This window comes from Enterococcus malodoratus, assembly GCF_027659535.1.
Classification (GTDB): Bacteria; Bacillota; Bacilli; order Lactobacillales; family Enterococcaceae; genus Enterococcus_A; species Enterococcus_A malodoratus.
Genome location: NZ_JAQDPG010000003.1, coordinates 92821 through 113859 on the forward strand (window position 1 = coordinate 92821; position 21039 = coordinate 113859).

General features: G+C 40.8%; 18 protein-coding genes. 8 read left to right on the forward strand and 10 right to left on the reverse strand.

The features are described from left to right. Nucleotides 1–12: 12 nt before the first annotated feature. Genes PGP85_RS06335 through opp3b form a run of 4 tightly spaced genes read right to left on the reverse strand, consistent with a single transcriptional unit; the run spans nucleotide 13 to nucleotide 4022 of the window. A complete protein-coding gene (locus tag PGP85_RS06335; RefSeq protein ID WP_270326583.1) occupies nucleotides 13–966 on the reverse strand; it encodes an ABC transporter ATP-binding protein in 954 nt (317 codons plus the stop codon). Nucleotides 967–993: 27 nt separating this feature from the next. Next, entirely contained in the window at nucleotides 994–2040 is a 1047-nt protein-coding gene (locus PGP85_RS06340; protein WP_010740626.1) for an ABC transporter ATP-binding protein, read from the reverse strand. Between the two features lie 6 nt (nucleotides 2041–2046). Further along, a complete protein-coding gene (gene opp3C / locus PGP85_RS06345) occupies nucleotides 2047–3081 on the reverse strand; it encodes an oligopeptide ABC transporter permease (RefSeq protein ID WP_010740627.1) in 1035 nt (344 codons plus the stop codon). Continuing rightward, nucleotides 3081–4022 carry an oligopeptide ABC transporter permease gene (gene opp3b / locus PGP85_RS06350; protein WP_010740628.1) on the reverse strand — a complete coding sequence of 314 codons (942 nt, stop codon included), beginning with the start codon at nucleotides 4020–4022 and terminating at the stop codon, nucleotides 3081–3083. The genes opp3C and opp3b overlap by 1 nt, the downstream gene beginning before the upstream one ends. Nucleotides 4023–4190: 168 nt before the next feature. Here opp3b and PGP85_RS06355 point away from each other — a divergent pair, with 168 nt between their 5' ends. Then, complete coding sequence (locus PGP85_RS06355; RefSeq protein ID WP_270326584.1) at nucleotides 4191–4535, forward strand: DUF3899 domain-containing protein; 345 nt, start codon at nucleotides 4191–4193, stop codon at nucleotides 4533–4535. A 47-nt stretch (nucleotides 4536–4582) separates the two neighbouring features. Here the strand turns inward: PGP85_RS06355 and PGP85_RS06360 are convergent, their stop codons facing one another. After that, nucleotides 4583–6244 (reverse strand): peptide ABC transporter substrate-binding protein, encoded by a 1662-nt coding sequence (locus PGP85_RS06360; RefSeq protein WP_270326585.1) that lies wholly within the window; start codon nucleotides 6242–6244, stop codon nucleotides 4583–4585. 603 nt (nucleotides 6245–6847) lie between these two features. Here PGP85_RS06360 and PGP85_RS06365 point away from each other — a divergent pair. The 4 genes from PGP85_RS06365 to leuD are packed head-to-tail and all read left to right on the forward strand — an operon-like array spanning nucleotide 6848 to nucleotide 11432. Then, nucleotides 6848–8362, forward strand: a complete 1515-nt coding sequence (locus PGP85_RS06365) for a 2-isopropylmalate synthase (RefSeq protein ID WP_251866952.1) — start codon at nucleotides 6848–6850, stop codon at nucleotides 8360–8362. Between the two features lie 59 nt (nucleotides 8363–8421). After that, nucleotides 8422–9471 (forward strand): 3-isopropylmalate dehydrogenase, encoded by a 1050-nt coding sequence (leuB, locus tag PGP85_RS06370; RefSeq protein WP_270326587.1) that lies wholly within the window; start codon nucleotides 8422–8424, stop codon nucleotides 9469–9471. A gap of 3 nt (nucleotides 9472–9474) precedes the next feature. After that, nucleotides 9475–10848 (forward strand): 3-isopropylmalate dehydratase large subunit, encoded by a 1374-nt coding sequence (gene leuC / locus PGP85_RS06375; protein ID WP_270326590.1) that lies wholly within the window; start codon nucleotides 9475–9477, stop codon nucleotides 10846–10848. Next, nucleotides 10848–11432: a 3-isopropylmalate dehydratase small subunit gene (gene leuD, locus PGP85_RS06380; RefSeq protein ID WP_270326591.1), complete on the forward strand. Its 585-nt coding sequence runs from the start codon at nucleotides 10848–10850 to the stop codon at nucleotides 11430–11432. Before leuC ends, leuD begins: the two co-directional genes overlap by 1 nt. 37 nt (nucleotides 11433–11469) lie before the next feature. Here leuD and PGP85_RS06385 read toward each other — a convergent pair whose 3' ends face one another. The 5 genes from PGP85_RS06385 to PGP85_RS06405 form a co-directional block, all read right to left on the reverse strand. After that, on the reverse strand, nucleotides 11470–13248 hold the full coding sequence (locus tag PGP85_RS06385) for an ABC transporter ATP-binding protein (RefSeq protein ID WP_270326592.1): 1779 nt from the start codon (nucleotides 13246–13248) through the stop codon (nucleotides 11470–11472). 87 nt (nucleotides 13249–13335) lie between these two features. Continuing rightward, nucleotides 13336–14037, reverse strand: a complete 702-nt coding sequence (locus PGP85_RS06390) for a MarR family winged helix-turn-helix transcriptional regulator (RefSeq protein WP_010740636.1) — start codon at nucleotides 14035–14037, stop codon at nucleotides 13336–13338. Between the two features lie 258 nt (nucleotides 14038–14295). After that, nucleotides 14296–14430 (reverse strand): FeoB-associated Cys-rich membrane protein, encoded by a 135-nt coding sequence (locus PGP85_RS06395; RefSeq protein WP_270326595.1) that lies wholly within the window; start codon nucleotides 14428–14430, stop codon nucleotides 14296–14298. Then, a complete protein-coding gene (feoB, locus tag PGP85_RS06400) occupies nucleotides 14418–16580 on the reverse strand; it encodes a ferrous iron transport protein B (RefSeq protein WP_270326598.1) in 2163 nt (720 codons plus the stop codon). The genes PGP85_RS06395 and feoB overlap by 13 nt, the downstream gene beginning before the upstream one ends. After that, entirely contained in the window at nucleotides 16581–17051 is a 471-nt protein-coding gene (locus tag PGP85_RS06405; RefSeq protein ID WP_270326599.1) for a FeoA family protein, read from the reverse strand. 392 nt (nucleotides 17052–17443) lie between these two features. Here PGP85_RS06405 and nrdH point away from each other — a divergent pair, with 392 nt between their 5' ends. From nrdH to nrdF, 3 genes are all read left to right on the forward strand, one after another. Continuing rightward, nucleotides 17444–17662 carry a glutaredoxin-like protein NrdH gene (gene nrdH / locus PGP85_RS06410; protein WP_010740640.1) on the forward strand — a complete coding sequence of 73 codons (219 nt, stop codon included), beginning with the start codon at nucleotides 17444–17446 and terminating at the stop codon, nucleotides 17660–17662. Between the two features lie 74 nt (nucleotides 17663–17736). Further along, the gene (gene nrdE, locus PGP85_RS06415; protein ID WP_270326601.1) at nucleotides 17737–19896 is read left to right on the forward strand and encodes a class 1b ribonucleoside-diphosphate reductase subunit alpha; all 2160 of its coding nucleotides are present in this window, start codon (nucleotides 17737–17739) and stop codon (nucleotides 19894–19896) included. Between the two features lie 177 nt (nucleotides 19897–20073). Then, nucleotides 20074–21039 (forward strand): class 1b ribonucleoside-diphosphate reductase subunit beta, encoded by a 966-nt coding sequence (gene nrdF, locus PGP85_RS06420; protein WP_010740642.1) that lies wholly within the window; start codon nucleotides 20074–20076, stop codon nucleotides 21037–21039.

Below are 21039 nucleotides of genomic sequence, written 5' to 3' on the forward strand. Positions count from 1 at the left end.
CTCTTTATCGAGTTAAACCGCTACGGCTTTCTCATTTTTTAAATGCTGCAATTTTTTCCTATAGTAGGCAACTTCGTCTTCCGAAGAATAAATGAAATGGCCTGGTGCAATTTCTCGCAATGATCGAGCTTTTCCGTCATGCGGTTCTGTTTGATATTTGATCCGTCGACGTTGGCGTTCATGGTCAGGATCTGGCATTGGAATTGCCGACAACAAGCTTTCGGTATATGGATGTACACCATAATGATAAATTTCATCACTCGTTCCGACTTCCAATAAATGACCATTATTCATGACACCGATTCGATCACTGATGTGTTTCACCATTGAAAGGTCATGGGCGATAAACAAATAGGTTAAGTTATGCTCTTTTTGCAAATCCTGTAATAGATTCACGACCTGCGCCTGAATCGATACATCTAATGCAGAGATTGGTTCATCACAGATAATAAAACGTGGACGTACGGCCAAGGCACGAGCGATTCCGATTCGTTGGCGCTGTCCGCCGGAAAATTCATGCGGGTAACGCGTCCCATGGCTTGGGTTTAGCCCCACCGTTTCTAATAATTCGTTGACTATCTTGTCCCGTTCTTTTGGTGTTCGCGCTAAGTCATTCACATCGATACCCTCTGCAATAATATCCTTTACCTTCATTCTAGGGTTCAACGAAGCATAGGGATCTTGAAAGATCATTTGGACATCTCTGCGAAATTCGCTCAATGCTGTCTTCCCATGAATCTTCGTAACATCCTCACCATCAAAAAGAATCTCACCATCGGTCGGCTGATTCAGTCGAATAATCGTACGACCTGTCGTTGATTTTCCACTACCTGATTCTCCAACCAAGCCAAAGGTCTCCCCTTCATTAATATGGAAGCTTACATCATTTACGGCACGGACTTCATTTTTAGTGCCAGTATTAAAATATTGTTTTAAATTATTTACTTCTAGTAGTCGTTTCTCCATCGTAACCCTCCATTTTCTTCACTAAAATTAAGCGGAATATTGACTTTGTTTCTTGCGAAAAATATCCCAACGTCGTTGAATCTCAGCTGGAGGTGTAACTGCTGCTACCTGAGGTGCCAGCAGCCAAGTCGCTGCTTTATGTGTGTCAGAAAGTTCAAAGAAAGGCGGTTCCATTTCCGCGTCTATTTTTAACGCAAACTCATTTCGTGGATAAAAGGCATCTCCTTTAGGCGGGTTCAACAAATCCGGCGGTGAACCTGGGATTGCGTATAAACGATCGTTTTCACTTTCCAATGTCGGCATTGAGCCCAGTAATCCCCATGTATATGGGTGCTGCGGGTTATAGAAGATTTCTTCTGCTGTTCCCACTTCTACGATTTTCCCGGCATACATTACAGCTACTCGGTCTGCGACATTCGCCACAACACCCAAATCATGCGTAATAAAAATGATCGATGTTTCAATTTTTTCTTGAATTTCTTTTAGCAATTCCAGAATTTGTGCTTGAATCGTTACATCAAGTGCGGTCGTCGGTTCATCAGCAATCAAGATCTCAGGATTACAAATCAGCGCAATGGCGATCACGATCCGTTGGCGCTGTCCGCCAGAGAATTGGTGCGGATAGTTTTTCAGCCGTTTTTCAGCCTCTGGAATACCAACCAGATTCAGTAAATCTAATGCTGCCTTTAAGCTTTCCTTTTTAGAAACATTTTTATGTTTCCGTAAAGATTCCGCTACTTGTTTCCCAATTGTCATTGTTGGATCCAGAGAAGTCATCGGATCTTGAAAAATCATCGCGATTTCGCGACCACGGATCTTTTGCATTTCCTTTTCAGTCTTATCGACGATGTTTTGCCCTTTGAATAAAATTTGCCCCTCGTCGATATTGGCGTTACTAGATAGCAAACGCATAATCGTGCGGGTGGTAACTGATTTTCCGCTACCAGACTCCCCTACGATGGCTAATGTCTCACCTTTATTTAAATCAAAATCTACACCTCGAATTGCTCGAACCTTCCCGGCATAGGTATCAAACGAAATATTTAAATTGTTCACTTCTAAAATTTTTTCCATAATTCGTCACTCTTTCATTTTCGGATCGAATGCGTCACGTAGACCATCGGCTAACAGATTGAAGCAGATCATAATCAGTGAGATCGTCACTGCAGGAATCCACAATAAGTATGGCAAATACAAGAATGTTTTGTATCCATCGTTCAATAAAGTACCTAGTGAAGCAGCCGGCGGTGTCAATCCAAGCCCGATGAAACTTAAGAAAGCCTCGAAGAAAATCGCCGTTGGGATACTGAACATCATTTGAATGATAATCACACTGGAAATATTGGGGATAATGTGTTTAAATGCGATTTTCCATTTCGATTCACCCAAAGTCATCCCTGCCAAAACATATTCTTGGTCTTTTAGTTTGAGGGTTTGGGCTCGGACGATCCGCGCCATCGGTATCCAGTTCGTGATAGCCATGGCCGCCACAATCGAGAAAATTCCTGGTTCAAAAACGACCAGCATCAAAATCATTACTACTAAGTTTGGAATACCAGAAAGAATTTCTAAGAAACGCTGCATCGCATTATCGACTTTTCCACCCAACATTCCGGAAATCAAGCCATAAGCAACACCTAGAGTGATATCAAATAGTGCTGCGATAAAGGCGATCAATAATGAGATTCGCGTCCCCATAAACAAACGGCTTAACACATCACGCCCCAAACCATCTGTCCCTAACAAATAATTTACATTACCGGGAACATCAGCCTGCGCGTATTTATCTACTAGTTCACCGGCGACCATGGTTTTCCCGTTTAACCCATCAATGTTTAAACCAGGCACCCGCGGCGGTAAATTAATGTAATCGACATTTTGTTTACTTGGGTCTTGTGGTGAAATAAAAATTGTTACGATCGAAACTATAATGATCACTGCTAATAGGATCATTGAAATGACTGCCGCTTTATTTTTTTTCAAACGGCGCCATGAGTCTTGCAGGAAGTTCAGCGAAGGGGCCGCGATTTCCTCGCGTTCCTCTTCGGTATTTTTTTGTAAAGGTTGAAATTCATCAGCGGGAATATCAACGATTGAAGGATATTTCATTTCCATTAGCTTTTACTCCCTTCTGATAGACGAATCCGAGGATCAACCAGACCATATAATAAATCGACAACTAAAATGACGAAAACCAGCATGAACGAATAAAGAATCGTCACAGCCATAATCGTTGGATAATCATTAGTCATGATTGATTTAACGAACTGTTCTCCGATACCAGGAATCGCAAAAATATTTTCTACTACAAGCGAGCCGGTCATCAAAGCAACTGCTAATGGTCCAAGCAAGGTCATCAATGGGATTAAACTATTCCGCAACCCATGTTTGAATGCGATCTCCCAACGACTTAAGCCTTTCGCACGAGCCAGTTCGACATAGTCGCTATGCAGAACTTCCACCATCTCGGTTCGAATAAAACGAGCCGAGTCGGCTAGCGGCGACATGGCTAATGCCAGGGTCGGCAGGATCGTATACGCGAAACCTTCCCATTTTGCGATAGGCAAGATTTGCAATTTCATAGCGAAAATATATTGTAGTAGTACGGCGAAGACGAAGTTGGGAATAGAACGTCCTAAAATCGCAACTAATGTTGAAGCCGTATCTGCCCATGAATTTTGTTTCATGGCAGAAATGGTTCCTAATACGATCCCAACGAAGGTTCCGAAGATGATCGCCTGAACCCCTAATTGTAATGAAGGTCCAATTCGGCCAGCCAATAATGCAGCAACCGCTTGGTTTTTGAATTGGAAAGAAATTCCGAAGTTTCCTTGTACGAGATTCGATAAGTAAATTCCATATTGAACGATCACTGGTTTATCTAAACCAACTTGTTTATTCAGCATCGCGATCGTTTCAGGACTTAATCGTTCTTGGTTGGTATATGGTGTACCAGGTAATAATTGCATCAAGAAGAAAGTGATCGTTGCAATCAACCATAGTGTTATCACCATGAAAAAGACACGCTTTAAAAAATATTTCAAATAACTGCCCATGAGGTGCCTCCTAATTCGCTTCAATGTATTCATTTTTATAAAAATGATTTCAGTGATTCGTTCTTAAATTTTGACTTCTACTTTTGTTATGGTTTAGAGTAGAAAGACATTGCGTTTGAATTTTTATCTGGATAGCTTTGTTAAGCTATTAATTATTGGAGTGTATGTATGAAAAATAAATTATTTCCCATTGGAATCGGTGGTGGCTTATTGGTGATCGTTGTGATCTACTCGATCATTCAAGGAACTGTCTCTCCACTGGCCTTATCAAACCGATTTTTCTTGACCGGATTACCTTTTTTTATTATCGGTATCCTGCTTTGGATTTTTTCTTCAGGCTTCTTCGATCACTTTCAGCATTCGATGCACCAAACGTTTAGCAGAAAACAAAAGAAAAAATCAGAATTCCAGTCCCTTTCTCATGTTGGTCAAGGACGTTATTCTTTTTGGTTGATCATCGCAGCCATCTTAATCGGTGCTTCGATCATCTGTGCTTTGTTAACAATCATTTAAAAGGAAGTTGGAACGATAAACGTTCCAACTTCTTTTCATTTAGCAAACTATTTTTCTACGTAAGTCCATTTGTAATCCCAAGAAGCGCCGGCTGGATGGTGAACGATGCCTTTGACTTTCTTATTGACCAAATGAGCTTCAGATAGTTGATACAATGGTGCGACACCGGATTCTTTAGAAATAAGCTCGTTCGCTTTTTGTAAATCGTCCCAGCGTGCTTCTTCGTTACTTGCGTCTTTGTTACCAGAAGCATCCACTGCTTTGTCGTACTCTTCATTGCTCCAACGGCCACGGTTATAAGAGTTTCCTGTTACGAACAAGTCAGTGAAGCTAGATGGATCGGCATAGTCAGCTCCCCAACCGCCAAGTAGAACATCAAAGTCGCCCGCATTTGAACGATCCAAACGAACAGAGAATGGTACAGGTGTTGGTTTCACTTTGATACCCGGCAAGGTTTCTTCTAACGCACTTTGCATATATTCAATAACTTTCTTAGACGAGTCGGTATCGGAAGCCATCAATTCAAATGAAAGTGAATCGATTTTCAATTCTTTCTTAGCTTTATCCCAATACTCTTTCGCTTTTTTCTTATCATAAGGTGCTAAGTTGCCTGCTTCTTTAGCAAAATCTTCATCAGTCTTAGGATTTTTTGACATCCCTGATGGCACTAGACCAGTAGAAACCACTGAACCGTCACCTAGAACTTGATTGACTAAAGATTTACGATTGATTGCATAAGAGATTGCTTTACGCAGGTTTTCATTTTTAAACGGTGAATCTTCTTTCCGCTGGTTGTATTCAAGATAGCTTGTACGCGCTTCTTTAAATGATTTGTATGCTGGATCATTGGCGTTTTGCTGCGCTAACTCACCAGATAGAATCACGTCATCCGCTTCGCCGTCTTTGAACAAATTCAATGAAGTGGAAGATTCTTTTACTACATTGACTTTAACTTTGGATAGTTTCACTTTGTCTTTATCCCAATAAGTATCATTTTTCTTATATTCCCACTCAGTATCTGTACCCGGACCATCAAAGCCCTCTAATGTGAACGGACCATTGTAAACTGACTTGTCACTCTTAGTCGCATATTCTTTTCCGTTTGCTTCCACTACTTTTTGATTTTGTGGGAAGAATGAAGGAAAGGCTAATAAGTAATCAAAATATGGTGTTGGTTTCGATAACTTGATTTCTAGTTCGTGATCATTAACGGCTTTGATCCCTAGTTCATCTGGTGCCTTTTTGCCAGCTGAAATATCAGCTGCATTTTCAACAGGTTCGAAAAGATATGCATATTCTGAGGCTGTTTCTGGTTTAACCGTACGCTGCCAACCAAAGACATAATCTTTTGCTGTTACTGGATCACCATTGGACCATTTTGCATCTTTACGTAATTTAACAGTATAGGTCTTGCCGTCATCACTGACTTTGACTTTTTCACTCGCGCCAGCTGGTTGAGGCTTATTATCTTTGTCTAGACGGTAGATACCTTCATAAACATTATTTAGTGCAGTAAAACTAATTGTGTCGGTCGCTACAGATAGGTCAGCAGTAGGCATTTCTTGTTGGACCACTAAATTAAAAGTGCCATTATCTTTTGCTTTCGTGCTTGAACTGCTCTCATCAGTTGAAGCACTGCTGCCGCCATAACACCCCGCCAAAGCGAGCCCGCAAACCGCGATGATACCATAAGCTAATTTGTTCCTCATATCTTTTTCCCCTTTTGATTCAATTTTCAGATTAATTACGAAGTTCTGAATATGTCGAGTAGTTTAATCATTTGTTTTTAATAAATCAACACATATGCTCTAATAAAATTTTTACTTTTATGAAAAAAACCTAAGAAAACTTGTAGATTCAACAATTAAACTAAAAAAATTTTTTATTTTGATAAAAACGACGAAATATTTTGTTAGGCACACTTTTACTGACATATTCATGATAGATATTCTACTCTCCTTATATAGTAGGAAAAATTTGCGAAATCATAAATTTCAGCCTTTCATTTGGCATCTTTTTATAACGACTGAAATTTATTAAAAAATTTTCTCATCTTTTTTTCATAATGTTATTGACATTTCAGCCTTTTTTTTATACGATGATTACAACAATTTTTTAAAAATTCTGAAAATAAACGGGTGGTTGCCATGATGAAATCAAACATATCTTTCAACGCAACTTTATTATTATAGCTGGGACTTTCTGAAAATTATTTCATGAAGTCCCTATTCGCATTGCATCGGAGAAGAAAATGGTTCTTTTCCGATGGGGTGCTTTTTTTATACCCGTTTTTAAACGAAGGAGGAGCAAAAATGAGAAGTATCCAGTTTTTTGACACCACATTAAGAGATGGTGAACAAACCCCAGGAGTAAATTTTAATACTAAAGAGAAGGTTCAAATTGCACTTCAATTAGAAAAATGGGGAATCGATGTCATCGAGGCCGGATTTCCAATTGCCTCCCCTGGTGATTTCGAAGCCGTTCAACAAATTGCACGTCAAGTAAAATCCATGACCGTTACAGGTTTGGCTCGCTGCCAGAAAAAAGATATCGATCGAGCGTATGAAGCATTAAAAGATGCCGTTGATCCGCAGATTCATGTTTTCTTAGCGACGAGTGATGTCCACATGCAATACAAACTGAAAATGACAAGAGAAGAAGTCCTTTCTTCTATTAAAGAGCATGTTGGTTATGCTCGCAGTTTGTTTAAGAAAGTCCAATTCTCACCAGAGGATGCCTCGCGAACAGAAAAAGACTTCCTATTAGAAGCTGTACAAACGGCGATTGATGCAGGAGCAACAATTATTAATGTTCCTGACACCGTCGGCTATTCTAATCCAACTGAATACGGTGGAATTTTTAAATCGCTGATTGAAAACATTCGAAGTGAAGAAGAAATCAGTTTTTCTTCTCATTGCCATGATGACTTGGGAATGGCGACTGCAAACGCACTGGCAGCCATCGAAAATGGAGCAAATCGTGTAGAAGGAGCCGTAAATGGGATTGGGGAACGTGCAGGCAACACTGCTTTGGAAGAAGTTGCGTTGGCACTAGCGATCCGCAAAGACTTCTATCAATGCGAAGCAAATATTGTATTAAATGAAACAAAACGAACCAGCGAACTGGTTTCTCGGCTCTCTGGAATTCCTGTTCCGAAAAATAAAGCGATCGTTGGTGACAATGCGTACGCCCATGAATCTGGGATTCACCAAGATGGAGTGCTAAAAAATCCTGAGACTTACGAGATCATCACCCCTACCCTTGTAGGCGTCAATCAAAATTCTCTACCGCTAGGAAAACTATCGGGACGTCATGCCTTTAATGCAAAATTAGAAGAATTGGGCTACCAATTAAATGATGCCGACAGTAAAGAAGCCTTCAAACGTTTCAAAGCTTTAGCCGATAAGAAAAAACAAATTACTGACAAAGATTTGGTCGCTTTGCTTGCCGATCAATATAGAGAAGAAACCGAGACATATAAACTGGCAGACGTGCAAGTTCAATACAGTTCAAATGGGTATCAAGGAGCGATCGTTTCGATCGTGAATGAAGAGAACGAAACAAAAGTTGCGTCGCGAATCGGATCAGGCAGTATTCAGGCCATTTACAACGCGATCGATGAATTGTTCCAGCAAAATCCCGAATTAACCGAATATGAAATTCAGGCATTAACCGGCGGTGAAGATGCCCAAGCGGAAGTTCGAGTTACTTTATGGGATGAAAAAACGAAAAACGACTATCGCGGAATTGGTGTAGACTTTGACGTTTTACAAGCCTCAGCTAAAGCCTATGTCCAAGCAAGTAATCACTTAAAACAAAATGTATAACGAAAATAGCATGCGTAACAATATCTAGTTAAACCTAAAAAGAAGATAGGAGTATGTAAATGAATAGTAAAATTGTTGTATTAGCCGGTGATGGCATTGGACCAGAGATTATGGATAGCGGGTTGAAGGTATTGAGGGCTGTCGAAGATACTTGCAGTAAAACATTCGAACTTGAAAAATTTCCTTTCGGCGGTGCTGGAATCGACGAAGCTGATGCCTCACTGCCTGAAGAAACTTTAGCCGCCTGTCAAACCGCCGATGCGATCTTACTAGGAGCAATTGGCGGACCTAAGTGGGAAAAAATGCAGGATACACCAGAAAAAGGGTTATTGGCTTTGCGAAAAACATTGAACCTATTTGCGAACATTCGACCCGTTTCCGTCTCCTCCGCTTTGCTGCATCTCTCCCCTTTAAAACCGGAGATTATTGAAGGGACAGATCTGATCATCGTTCGGGAACTGAGCAGCGGTATTTACTTTGGGGAGCCGCGAGAGCTAACAGAAACAATGGCTTTCGATACAGCTCGCTATCAAAAAGACGAGATCGAACGAATCATCCACTCTGCTTTCAAAATTGCTCAAGGACGCAGTAAAAAAGTCACTTCTGTAGATAAAGCGAATGTATTAGCTTCGAGTAAACTATGGCGAACAACCGCAGAGGAAATCGCGAAGGAATATCCTGATTGTCAACTGGAGCATCAATACGTTGACTCTGCGGCAATGAAATTAATCCAAAATCCTAAAGCCTTTGACGTAATCGTCACAGAAAATCTTTTTGGCGATATCTTAAGTGATGAAGCTTCGGTACTGCCAGGATCATTAGGGGTGTTGCCGAGTGCTAGTCACAGTGATGGCGGACCATCTCTTTACGAACCGATTCACGGCTCGGCACCGGATATCGCAGGTAAAGGAATTGCGAACCCGATCTCGATGATCTTGTCTGTGGCTATGATGCTGCGTCAATCATTCCAAGAAGAACAGGCCGCTCAAGCAATTGAAAAGGCCTGCGATGCAGTGCTGTCAAACGGATTATTTACCCATGACCTAGGTGGTCAAGCATCAACAGCAGAATTTACCGACGCTGTGATTCAAGAATTGAAAGGAGCATAAACGATGGGAAAAACACTATTTGATAAACTATGGAATCGCCATGTCGTCCACGGCGAAGAAGGTGCTCCACAATTACTTTACATCGATCTGCATTTGATCCATGAAGTTACTTCTCCGCAAGCTTTTGCGGGCATTCGTGAAGCTGGCCGAACATTGCGCCATCCAGAACGGACTTTTGCAACGATGGATCACAACACACCGACTGTTGATATTTTTAATTTCAGTGATCTAGTAGCAAAAAAACAAATCGACACCTTAAGAGATAATTGCCAAGAATTTAATGTCCGACTGTGTGACAACGGCAGTGATCGTCAAGGGATCGTTCATATGGTAGGACCAGAAACTGGTTTGACTCAGCCCGGCAAAACGATCGTCTGCGGCGATTCTCATACTGCGACACACGGTGCATTTGGTGCCTTGTCCTTTGGTATCGGCACTAGCGAAGTGGAACATGTTTTTGCCACTCAAACGCTTTGGCAAAATAAACCGAAAAATATGGGAATCAAAATTACCGGAAAACTGCCAAAAGGCGTTTATGCAAAAGACATTATTTTGGCATTGATCGCAAAATACGGCACGGATTTCGGCGTAGGTTACGGAGCAGAGTTTTATGGAGAAACTATCGAAAGTCTATCAATGGAAGAACGTATGACGATTTGTAATATGGCGATCGAAGGCGGCGCGAAAATCGGCCTGATCGCCCCTGATGACAAAACTTTTGATTACGTCGCAGGTCGCGAATACGCTCCGAAGAATATGGAGGCAGCCATCAAAGACTGGCAGGAACTATATACCGATGAGGATGCCGTGTACGATAAAGAACTAACATTGGAAGTTAGCGACTTGGTTCCATTTGTAACATGGGGCACCAACCCTGAGATGGGCGTTCCTTTCGATGGTGCATTCCCGGCAGCAACTTCCCCTGAACTGCAAAAGGCCTACGACTATATGGATCTAAAACCAGGGCAGACACCCGCAGATATCCCAGTGGGCTATGTATTTATCGGCTCATGTACAAACGGACGTCTTTCAGATTTGCAGGAAGCCGCCAAAATCGTGCAAGGCAAGAAAGTTCACGACAACGTCACAGCTATCGTAGTTCCCGGCTCGCGCCCTGTTCGCAAGGCTGCAGAAAAAATTGGGCTCGATAAAGTGTTTAAAGAAGCTGGCTTTGAATGGCGCGAACCTGGCTGTTCCATGTGTCTCGGTATGAACCCTGACCGTGTCCCGGCAGGAGTTCATTGTGCTTCAACGTCTAATCGTAATTTTCAAGGGCGTCAAGGCAAGGATGCTCGTACACATCTTTGCAGCCCGGTAATGGCCGCCTTGGCCGCCGTTCATGGAAATTTCGTCGATAGCCGCAAGGAGGTCATCTAATGGAAAAATTTACGATCTATAAAGGAAAATCCGTTCCTCTAATGAATGATAATATTGATACGGATCAAATCATTCCAAAAGGCTTTTTGAAGCAAGTTGATAAGGCCGGTTTTGGTAAACATCTTTTTGATGAGTGGCGTTTTTTAGAAGACGGCTCGCCTAACCCTGAGTTCATTTTAAACAAAGAGGAACGCAAAGACGCGACAATCTTGATCTCTGGTGAAAACTTTGGTTCCGGTTCTTCGCGCGAACACGCAGCCTGGGCCATTCAAGACTATGGATTTAAAGCAGTAATTGCCGGCAGTTACAGCGACATTTTTTATATGAATGCGCTAAAAAATGGACTGTTGCCGATTCGCCTAGATCAAGAGGTTAGAGAAATTTTGAGCCGGCTCCCTGCGGATCAGTCAATCACGATCGATTTGCCAAAACAGGAGATTCGAACCGAAGAGGCTAACTACGCCTTTCAAATTGATCCAACTTGGAAAGAGAAATTGGTCAACGGTTTGGATGATATCAGTATCACCATGCAATACGAAGATGAAATTACGGCCTACGAAAACAAAATGCCGAATTATTCATAAAAGAAATACCCTTCGAAAAATTTTCGAAGGGTATTTTTTAATTCACAACTTGTTCTTGTACATATTGTGCGTATAAAGGATGCGTAGCAATCAATTCACTATGAGTTCCATGACCCGTTACTTCACCTTTTTCAATGAAGTAAATGTGATCAGCATCTACGATCGTTGATAGGCGGTGAGCAATAACTAAGGTTGTCCGTCCTTCCATCAATTGATCCAAAGCACGTTGAACTTTTTCTTCAGATTGTGAGTCTAGACTGGCCGTCGCTTCATCCAGCATCAAGATTTTTGGATCGCGTAAGAAAGCACGAGCAATGGCAATCCGTTGTTTTTGTCCGCCGGATAATTTCACTCCGCGTTCCCCTAGCTCTGTTTCCAATTGATCAGGAAAATCACGGACAAATTGATCGGCGTACGCTAATTCCAAACCGTGCCATAGCTCATCCTCAGTTAATGTCCGATCCAACCCGTATTGAAGGTTCTCACGAATACTTCCGGCAAAAACAGCACTGTCTTGTGAAACATACCCGATTTGCGAACGCCAATTGGTTAGGCTGAGATCATCAATCGCATCCTCACCAATTTTAACTACGCCCTCTGACGGTTGATAGAATCGTTCTAACAATGCAAAGATTGTAGATTTTCCGCCACCGCTTGGTCCAGCAAAAGCAATCACCGTATTCGGTTTAGCTTCAAACGAAACATTCTTCAAGATTGGGCGATCAGCCACATAATGGAAGGAAAGATTTTCCGCTTGAATCGTTTTGCCTGCAACATCAACCGTTTTCCCAGTTTCGATTGGTTCTAATTCTGTTTCCAAGATTTGCTCAATCCGTTCTGTTGCCCCCATCGCTTTTTGGACTTGCGAGAAGAACATCGCGAAGCTGGCTGCCGGCATCATGATATTAAATAGATACAATAGGAAAGCAACTAAATCCCCACTAGTTAATGTGCCCGCTTGAACACGAACGGCGCCGTAACCCAAAATCCCTACGAATAGACCTAACATAACGGTCGTGATGATCGGTTGCAGCATCGCTTCAACCTTTGCATCTTTGATTCCTAAGTTAAAGATCTTATTGATAAATGAACCACCGCTGGTTTTTTCAAAAGTCTCACCATTACTTGACTTGATCAAACGAATTTCTGATAACTTTTCACTAGCTTCTGCATTAAAGTCGGCCGTTGCTGCTTGCAGCTGACGTCCTAGACGCGACATAATCCGACCGATCGGCATCATGATCAATGCCATGATCGGAACAGCCAAAAACATCATCGCTGCCATTCTCCAATCCATTACAAACAAAATGATCATTGATCCAACAAGTTGGATCGCACCAGTAATAAAGTTTGGAAATTGAGTGGCTACTAATTCTTTAATCACAGTCGTATCATTAACCAGACGCGAACTGCTTTCCCCCGATTTATGGTCATCATAATAATCGACAGGCATTTGAAGCAAATGTCCCCATAATTTTTCCCGCAATGTTTTAACGGCACTTTCCCCGACAAAACGTAACAAGAAGCTGCCAATTGCACCAAATGCTAATTGTGCTACAAAAGCGAGTACTAAAACAATCAGCATTTTCTTATCGATTTGCGCCAATTTGCTGGTATCGATCAACCCTTTTGTTAATTGCGGTACGATCAAACTAGCACCACTTGTCAATAAACTCAAAAACAATCCAATCGCAAAAAGTGTTTTCTTAGGATTGACACTCATGATCAATCGAATGAAATCTTTCAATTTGTAGGTACTTTTCTTATTGTCGCCTTCACCTGTTTGTTCAGGCGCCATACTCATATCCCGATCCATAGTTGGTTCCTCCTAATTCTTTGTAATGAAATTAAATTCTCCATTAATTATTTCACTACCCGTTTCTTATGATTATTTCGATGGGTATTAAAAATCTTCCCATTCTTTATCATCGTGGTCTTTGGTTTTTTCTGGTTCTTCAAAGCAATCACGATTGTCCCAAAAATTTGGACGGAAATCATGTTTGAAATTGCGGGAAAAATCTCTTGAAGCATTACGCATCTCACGTTTCATTTGATTGCGCATCCGATGCTGCTCTTCGCGAGAAAGATTTTGCCAGTCCTCTTGCCAGTTTCCAGCAAATTGATCACGCATCGCCTGCATTTGGCGCAAACGCTCCATTGGATCAACAAAACGTCCTGCTTGTTTTTGGACTTCTTCTTGCCAACCTGCAGAAATCTTTTGCAGATACTCACTAAAGTTTTGTTGTTCTTCATCCGTTAGGCCTGCAAAGAAGGCTTCACTCATATCTTCGCCAGCAAAACTAAATTTCTGGGCTTTTTTCTTTCCCTTTTCGGTTAAATAAACCCTTTTGATTCGCTTATCCTGTTCTTCTTCTTTTCGTAAGACATCGCCGCTTTTTTCCATCTTCTTCATTAATTCAGCCAATGAACTTGGTCGAATGTCTAAAATTTCAGCTAACTGACTTTGGATCAACCCGTCTTCTTTAGCTAAAATCGCTAGGACCCGCTGCTGACCGTTTAATTTCTGTCTTTTATTCATAAAGGCATTGCTTGCTGAACTGATAAAACGTAATTGACGCATCAAGTCTTTGGTAAATTCACTCATTATAAAGATCTCCTAACTTTTAATATTGGACCAATAGTCGTTTCCATTTGATAAAGTTCGGTACCGAACCTTATTTCGTTTGTAATTATAGTTCGGTACCGAACGATTGTCAACAACTATGTTGCTCTTTTTTTTAAATATTTTTATAGAACCTGTTGTCTCAACTATTACGAACTGTTTCATCCATATCATTTTTCTAGTCTTACCAGTCGAAAAGGTCAAAAAAAAGACCCGGCGAAATTCGCCGAATCCTATGATTTAATGTTTGTGTTGTTCTTCTTTTACCGGACAACCACTATCGCAATCTTCACAAAAACTGCCATTTTTGATCCGCCGATAAACGATCACTCCGGCACCGCCGAAGATCAAAACACTTAATATTATAGTTGCCATTCTTTCACCTCTTTGATCTCTTCAATCGTAATTGTCGGTGTTTGTTTAGCAGGTCTTCTAACGACAAAGTAAATCATCGCAATAAGTACAAGGGCCGCTAAAATAAATCCAATACCGATCTCACCATTCTCGAAAATCACATGGCCAAATTGATAAACAATGAAGCTTACCGCATACGCTAATCCGCATTGGTAGCCAATTGCACGCCAAGTCCATTTGATATCGCCCATTTCACGATGAATCGCGCCGATTGCCGCAAAACATGGTGCACACAGCAAGTTAAAGACTAAGAATGAATAACCAGCGATTGGTGTGTAAGCCGCTTGCAATGATTTCCAGATTTCAACACCATTTTCTGCGACTTCAGCATGACGATATAAGATACCAAAAGTGCCGATTACATTTTCTTTTGCTACTAGACCTGTAATGGCCGCAACTGCCCCGCGCCAATCGCCCCAACCTAATGGTGCGAACAACGGAGCAATCAAACCGCCCAACGCTGCCAAAATACTGTCATTTTCGTTCACCGATTGTAAGGTGAAGTTGTAGCTAGAAATAAACCAGATTACGATACTAGAAACAAAAATGATCGTTCCTGCACGCTTAACAAACGCCTTGCTATGGTCGTAAGTATAGCGGATCGTATTGCCGATTCGAGGCATATGATACAACGGAAGTTCCATGATAAATGGTGCAGGATCTCCCGAAAATAGTTTTGTTTTCTTTAATGCAATCCCCGATAAGACGATGGCTCCCATTCCAATAAAGTAAGCAGACGGTGCTACCCAGCTGCTATTTGGGAAAAAGGCGCCGGCAATTAAAGCGATAATCGGCAATTTCGCCGAACAAGGCATAAAGGTCGTCAGCATCGCAGTCATCCGTCGATCTTTTTCATTCTCGATCGTCCGACTTGCCATAACGCCGGGCACCCCGCACCCTGTCGCGATCAACATCGGAATAAATGATTTACCAGACAAGCCAAACTTACGGAAAATCCGATCCATAACGAAGGCGATTCGAGACATATAACCGCAGTCTTCCAATAGCGCCAAACACAGGAAAAGGACCATTAATTGCGGAAGGAAGCCTAAAACAGCCCCAACCCCGGCAATGATTCCATCTAAAATCAAGTTTTGCATCCACTCAGCCACATTCCAAGATTGCAGCGTCGTGCTGACAAAGTTGGGTACGATATCACCAAATAGATTCTCATTCACCCAATCGGTTCCCATCGCCCCGATTGTTTGGATAGCGATGTAATAAATCAGCCACATTACCAAAGCAAAGATCGGCAACGCTAAGAAGCGATTCGTGACAATACGGTCAATTTTATCCGAAATCGATAATTTAAATTGATCCTCATCAACTACGCATAATGTTTTTAAATCCGTAATAAAATTATAACGCTCGTTGATCACTAAACTTTCCGCATCTTCACCAAAGATCTTTTCTGTAATCTTGATGATTTCCTGCAGTTCTTTTTGTTGGATCGAACTTAAATCTAGATCACTTTGCGCACGTTCATCTCGTTCAAATAATTTCAAACTATACCAACGACTGTATTTAGCAACCGCGGTACTGCCAAGAACTTCTTCGATTTCACTAAGTGCAGCTTCTAATCGCTTATCATAATGAGGAAAATTGATTTCCTCCACACCTTTTTTAACTAGATGAAGAGCTTCATTAACTGCTTTATCCAAACCCCAATTTTTTAATGCACTGATTCCAACGACCGGAACCCCTAAGGCATAAGACAATTTATCTAAATTGATTTGCTTGCCGCTTTTCTTGATGATGTCCATCATATTTACAGCAACAACAACAGGAATTCCTGTCTCAATCAGCTGGGTCGTCAAATAAAGATTGCGTTCAAGGTTTGTTCCATCGATAATATTGACGATGGCGTCCGGTGTACCTGATAGCAAATAATCCCGCGCCACTACTTCTTCCGGTGAGTACGGTGAAAGAGAGTATATCCCCGGCAGATCATCGATGATTACTTCAGAATCCTTTTTGTAGACCCCTTCTTTACGCTCAACGGTCACCCCAGGCCAGTTTCCAACAAATTGATTGGTTCCTGTTAGGACATTGAAGGTACTCGTTTTCCCACTGTTGGGATTTCCTGCTAAAGCAATATGAGTCTTCGCCATCTATTCCGCCTCCTTCGATACGACAACCATTTCTGATTCGCTTTTCCGTAAACTTAGTTCATAGCCGCGAACCCGAAGCTCGATTGGGTCACCTAAAGGAGCCAGCTTAACGACCTTGACCTCAGTTCCCTTAGTTAGACCCATGTCCATAAGACGTCGTTTGATTGATCCGCTTCCGTGAACGTTCACGACGACTCCTTGTTCACCAGCTTTTAATTGATCCAATGAAACCCACGTCTGCTGATCTTCCGTTAGGTCTTTCACAAGTATTTTCTTTAATAAAGACTGGGATAAAGCCAGCCGTGTATTATGTAATAAAATAATTCCGTTATCCCCAGAATGATTCACGACGGCAACTTTTGAGCCGACAATCATTCCCAAATCTTGCAGTCGATGCTTTAACTCATTTTCTAAAGTCATTTCGTCAATTTGAACGACATGGTTCAATGAGACATCTGCCAAAGTTGTCATATCTTTCTCCACCTTACTGTTCGACTTCTGTATCTAATTAATAATGAGAATCTTTCTCACTAAGAATAGCTTCATTTGATAGCAAAGTCAATAAATGGTCGAAGATTTTTGCCTTTTCCGAGCAATTTGTTTGACAATCACTGATTTATTTGTTTTAAATCCGGATTTTTCGTTATTAAAAAAACTTATTTTCCGAAAAAAAACATCATTTGAGCTTTTTATCTACTTTGTAAAGGGATTTTTCTTTGCGGTCGTCCGTTTTCAACGTTTTTGCAAAAAACACAAAGAGTAGTATACCACTAAAACTACACCACAATATATGGTGTTTAACGATTGACTTTTCTCCCACATCTTTTATACTAGTAATTGTAGAAATCAGAGGAGGTAGTCTTATGGTAAAAGTCTATTCTAAAAATAATTGCATGCAATGCAAAATGGCCAAACGTTATTTAACTGAGAATCAAATTTCATTTGAAGAAGTCAATATCGACAATGAACCCGAAGCACTAGGTTTTCTAAAAGATCAAGGTTTCCAAAGTGTCCCAGTTATTTTCGGCGGACAGCAAGCCATCATCGGTTTCCGTCCAGATCAATTGAAAGCATTAGCGTAATTCGAAACTTTGCGATCCACGATTGCAAAGTTTCTTCTTTATTATAGATAGAAAAAATGGAAAGATGTGACGAGATGAGTTTAAAAGACCTAGGTGAAGTATCCTACTTCAAGCTGAACAATGAAATTAACCGTCCAGTAAATGGACAGATCCCACTAAATAAAGACAAAGAGGCTTTGGATGCCTTCTTCAAAGAAAATGTGGAACCAAATACCCATGCATTTTCTTCTGTACAAGAAAAGATCGACTATTTAGTAGAAGAAGATTTTATAGAAGCGGCATTCATCAGCAAATACACGACTGCTTTTATCGAGAAACTCTTCAATTACTTAGCGGAGCAAAACTTTACTTTCAAGTCATTCATGGCGGCTTATAAATTTTATTCGCAATATGCATTGAAAAACAATGCAGGGACAGAATATTTAGAAAGCTACGAAGATCGTGTGGCTTTCAATGCGTTGTATTTTGCGGACGGTGATGAAGCGCTGGCATTATCATTAGCCGACGAAATGATTCATCAACGTTACCAACCAGCTACGCCATCCTTCTTAAATGCGGGACGTAAACGCCGCGGTGAATTGGTTTCCTGTTTCTTGATTCAAGTAACAGATGATATGAATAGTATCGGACGCTCAATCAATTCCGCTTTGCAATTATCAAGAATTGGGGGCGGCGTAGGAATCAACCTTTCAAACTTGCGTGAGGCCGGCTCACCAATCAAAGGCTACGACGGTGCTGCTAGCGGTGTCGTTCCAGTCATGAAATTATTTGAAGATAGCTTCTCTTATTCTAATCAGTTAGGTCAACGTCAAGGGGCCGGTGTCGTTTATTTAGACGTCTTCCATCCTGATATTGAGATGTTCCTATCTGCTAAAAAAGAAAATGCCGACGAAAAAATCCGGGTAAAAACACTTTCACTTGGTGTGACTGTTCCTGATAAATTTTACGAGTTGGCTCGTAAAAATGAAGACATGTATTTATTCAGCCCTTACGGTGTTGAACGTGAATATGGCGTACCTTATTCTTACGTCGATATCACAAAAGAATACGATAATTTAGTGGCGAATCCTAATATTCGTAAAAAGAAAATCCGCGCTCGTGATTTAGAAAATGAAATCTCTAAATTACAGCAAGAATCTGGCTATCCATATATCATCAATATCGATACGGCAAACCGTGCCAACCCTGTCGATGGTAAAATTGTTATGAGTAATCTGTGTTCTGAGATCTTACAAGTTCAAACGCCCTCTACTATCAATGGTCGTCAAGAATACGATGTATTGGGAACGGACATTTCATGTAACTTAGGTTCAACCAACATCGTCAACTTAATGGAAAGTCCTGACTTTGGTCAATCCGTCCGGACGATGGTTCGTGCCTTGACTTTCGTTACAGACGAATCCGATATCGAAGTTGTTCCTTCTATTCAAAACGGAAACAATTTGAATCACACGATTGGTTTAGGCGCAATGGGCTTGCACAGCTTCTTTGCAAAACACTTGATGGAATACGGCTCTGAGGAATCAATTGATTTCACTAATATCTATTTCACTTTGTTAAACTATTGGACATTAATGGAAAGCAACGAGATGGCGAAAGAACGCAAGACTGTTTTCCATAACTTCGAAAAATCAGCTTATGCTGATGGTTCTTATTTCGATAAATATACGACAAACGAATTTTTACCTAAAACAGATAAAGTCAAAGAAATCTTCAAAGATATCTTTATTCCGACTGCTGAAGACTGGCAAGCACTAAAAGAAGCCGTTCAAAAAGATGGCTTGTATCACCAAAATCGTTTAGCTGTTGCACCGAATGGCTCGATTTCTTATATCAATGATACAAGTGCCAGCCTGCACCCAATCACTCGTTTGATCGAAGAACGTCAAGAAAAGAAAATTGGTAAGATTTATTATCCAGCGCCTTATTTGAATAATGAAACGTTGCCTTATTATACTTCTGCTTACGATATGGATATGCGGAAAGTCATTGATGTTTATGCGACTGCGCAGCAGCATATCGACCAAGGAATGAGTTTGACGTTGTTTATGCGTTCTGAAATTCCTGAAGGCTTATATGAATGGAAAAAAGAAAGCAAACAAACAACACGTGATTTGAATATCTTGCGCAACTATGCCTTTTATAAAGGCTGCAAATCGATTTACTACGTTCGTACATTCACCGATGACGCCGAAGAAATCGGTTCTAACCAATGTGAAAGCTGCGTAATTTAAGAACTATCTTTTACCTCTCGTACTTTTGTTCGAGAGGTAATGCTATGCGTAATTTATAATTTATCACGTTCCTTTCGTGCCTTTAGTACGTTAACAGAATGATATACAGTTGAAAATCAAATTTATTTTTCGTTTTTCGAAAAATAATTACCTTGAAGCGAAGTAGGAGGAATATTCATGGCAGAAACTTATTACGAAGCCATTAACTGGAATGAAATCGAAGACGTCATCGATAAATCGACGTGGGAAAAATTAACGGAACAATTTTGGTTGGATACGCGGATCCCGCTATCTAATGACTTAGATGATTGGCGCAAATTATCATCTTTGGAAAAGGATGTCGTAGGACATGTATTCGGCGGCTTAACATTGCTAGATACTGTTCAATCAGAAAGCGGAATGGATCAACTACGTAAAGATGTTCGTACTCCACATGAAGAAGCCGTGCTGAACAATATCCAATTTATGGAATCTGTCCATGCCAAAAGCTATTCATCTATTTTCAGTACATTAAATACAAAAACTGAAATCAACGAGATTTTTGAATGGACCAACACGAATCCTTATCTGCAAAAAAAAGCAGAACGGATCAACGAAATCTATAAAAATGGCACTCCTTTGGAAAAGAAAATCGCCAGTGTCTTTTTAGAAACATTTCTTTTCTATTCTGGTTTCTATACCCCGCTTTATTATTTAGGAAATAACAAATTAGCCAACGTAGCGGAAATCATTAAATTAATTATCCGTGACGAATCGGTTCACGGAACCTACATTGGTTATAAATTCCAGCGTGGTTTCAATGAACAACCGGAAGCAGAGCAAGAACGTTTGAAGGAATGGATGTACGATTTATTGTATGAATTGTACGAAAATGAAGAACGTTATACTGAAGAGTTATACGATGAAATTGGTTGGACGGAAGAAGTAAAAACTTTCTTGCGTTACAACGCAAACAAAGCGTTGATGAATTTGGGTATGGATCCATTGTTCCCAGACACCGCGGATGACGTAAATCCAATTGTCATGAACGGAATCTCAACCGGAACCAGCAATCATGACTTCTTCTCGCAAGTCGGTAACGGCTATCTTTTAGGTCAAGTTGAAGCAATGAATGATGATGATTATTTGATTGGTTTAGAATAA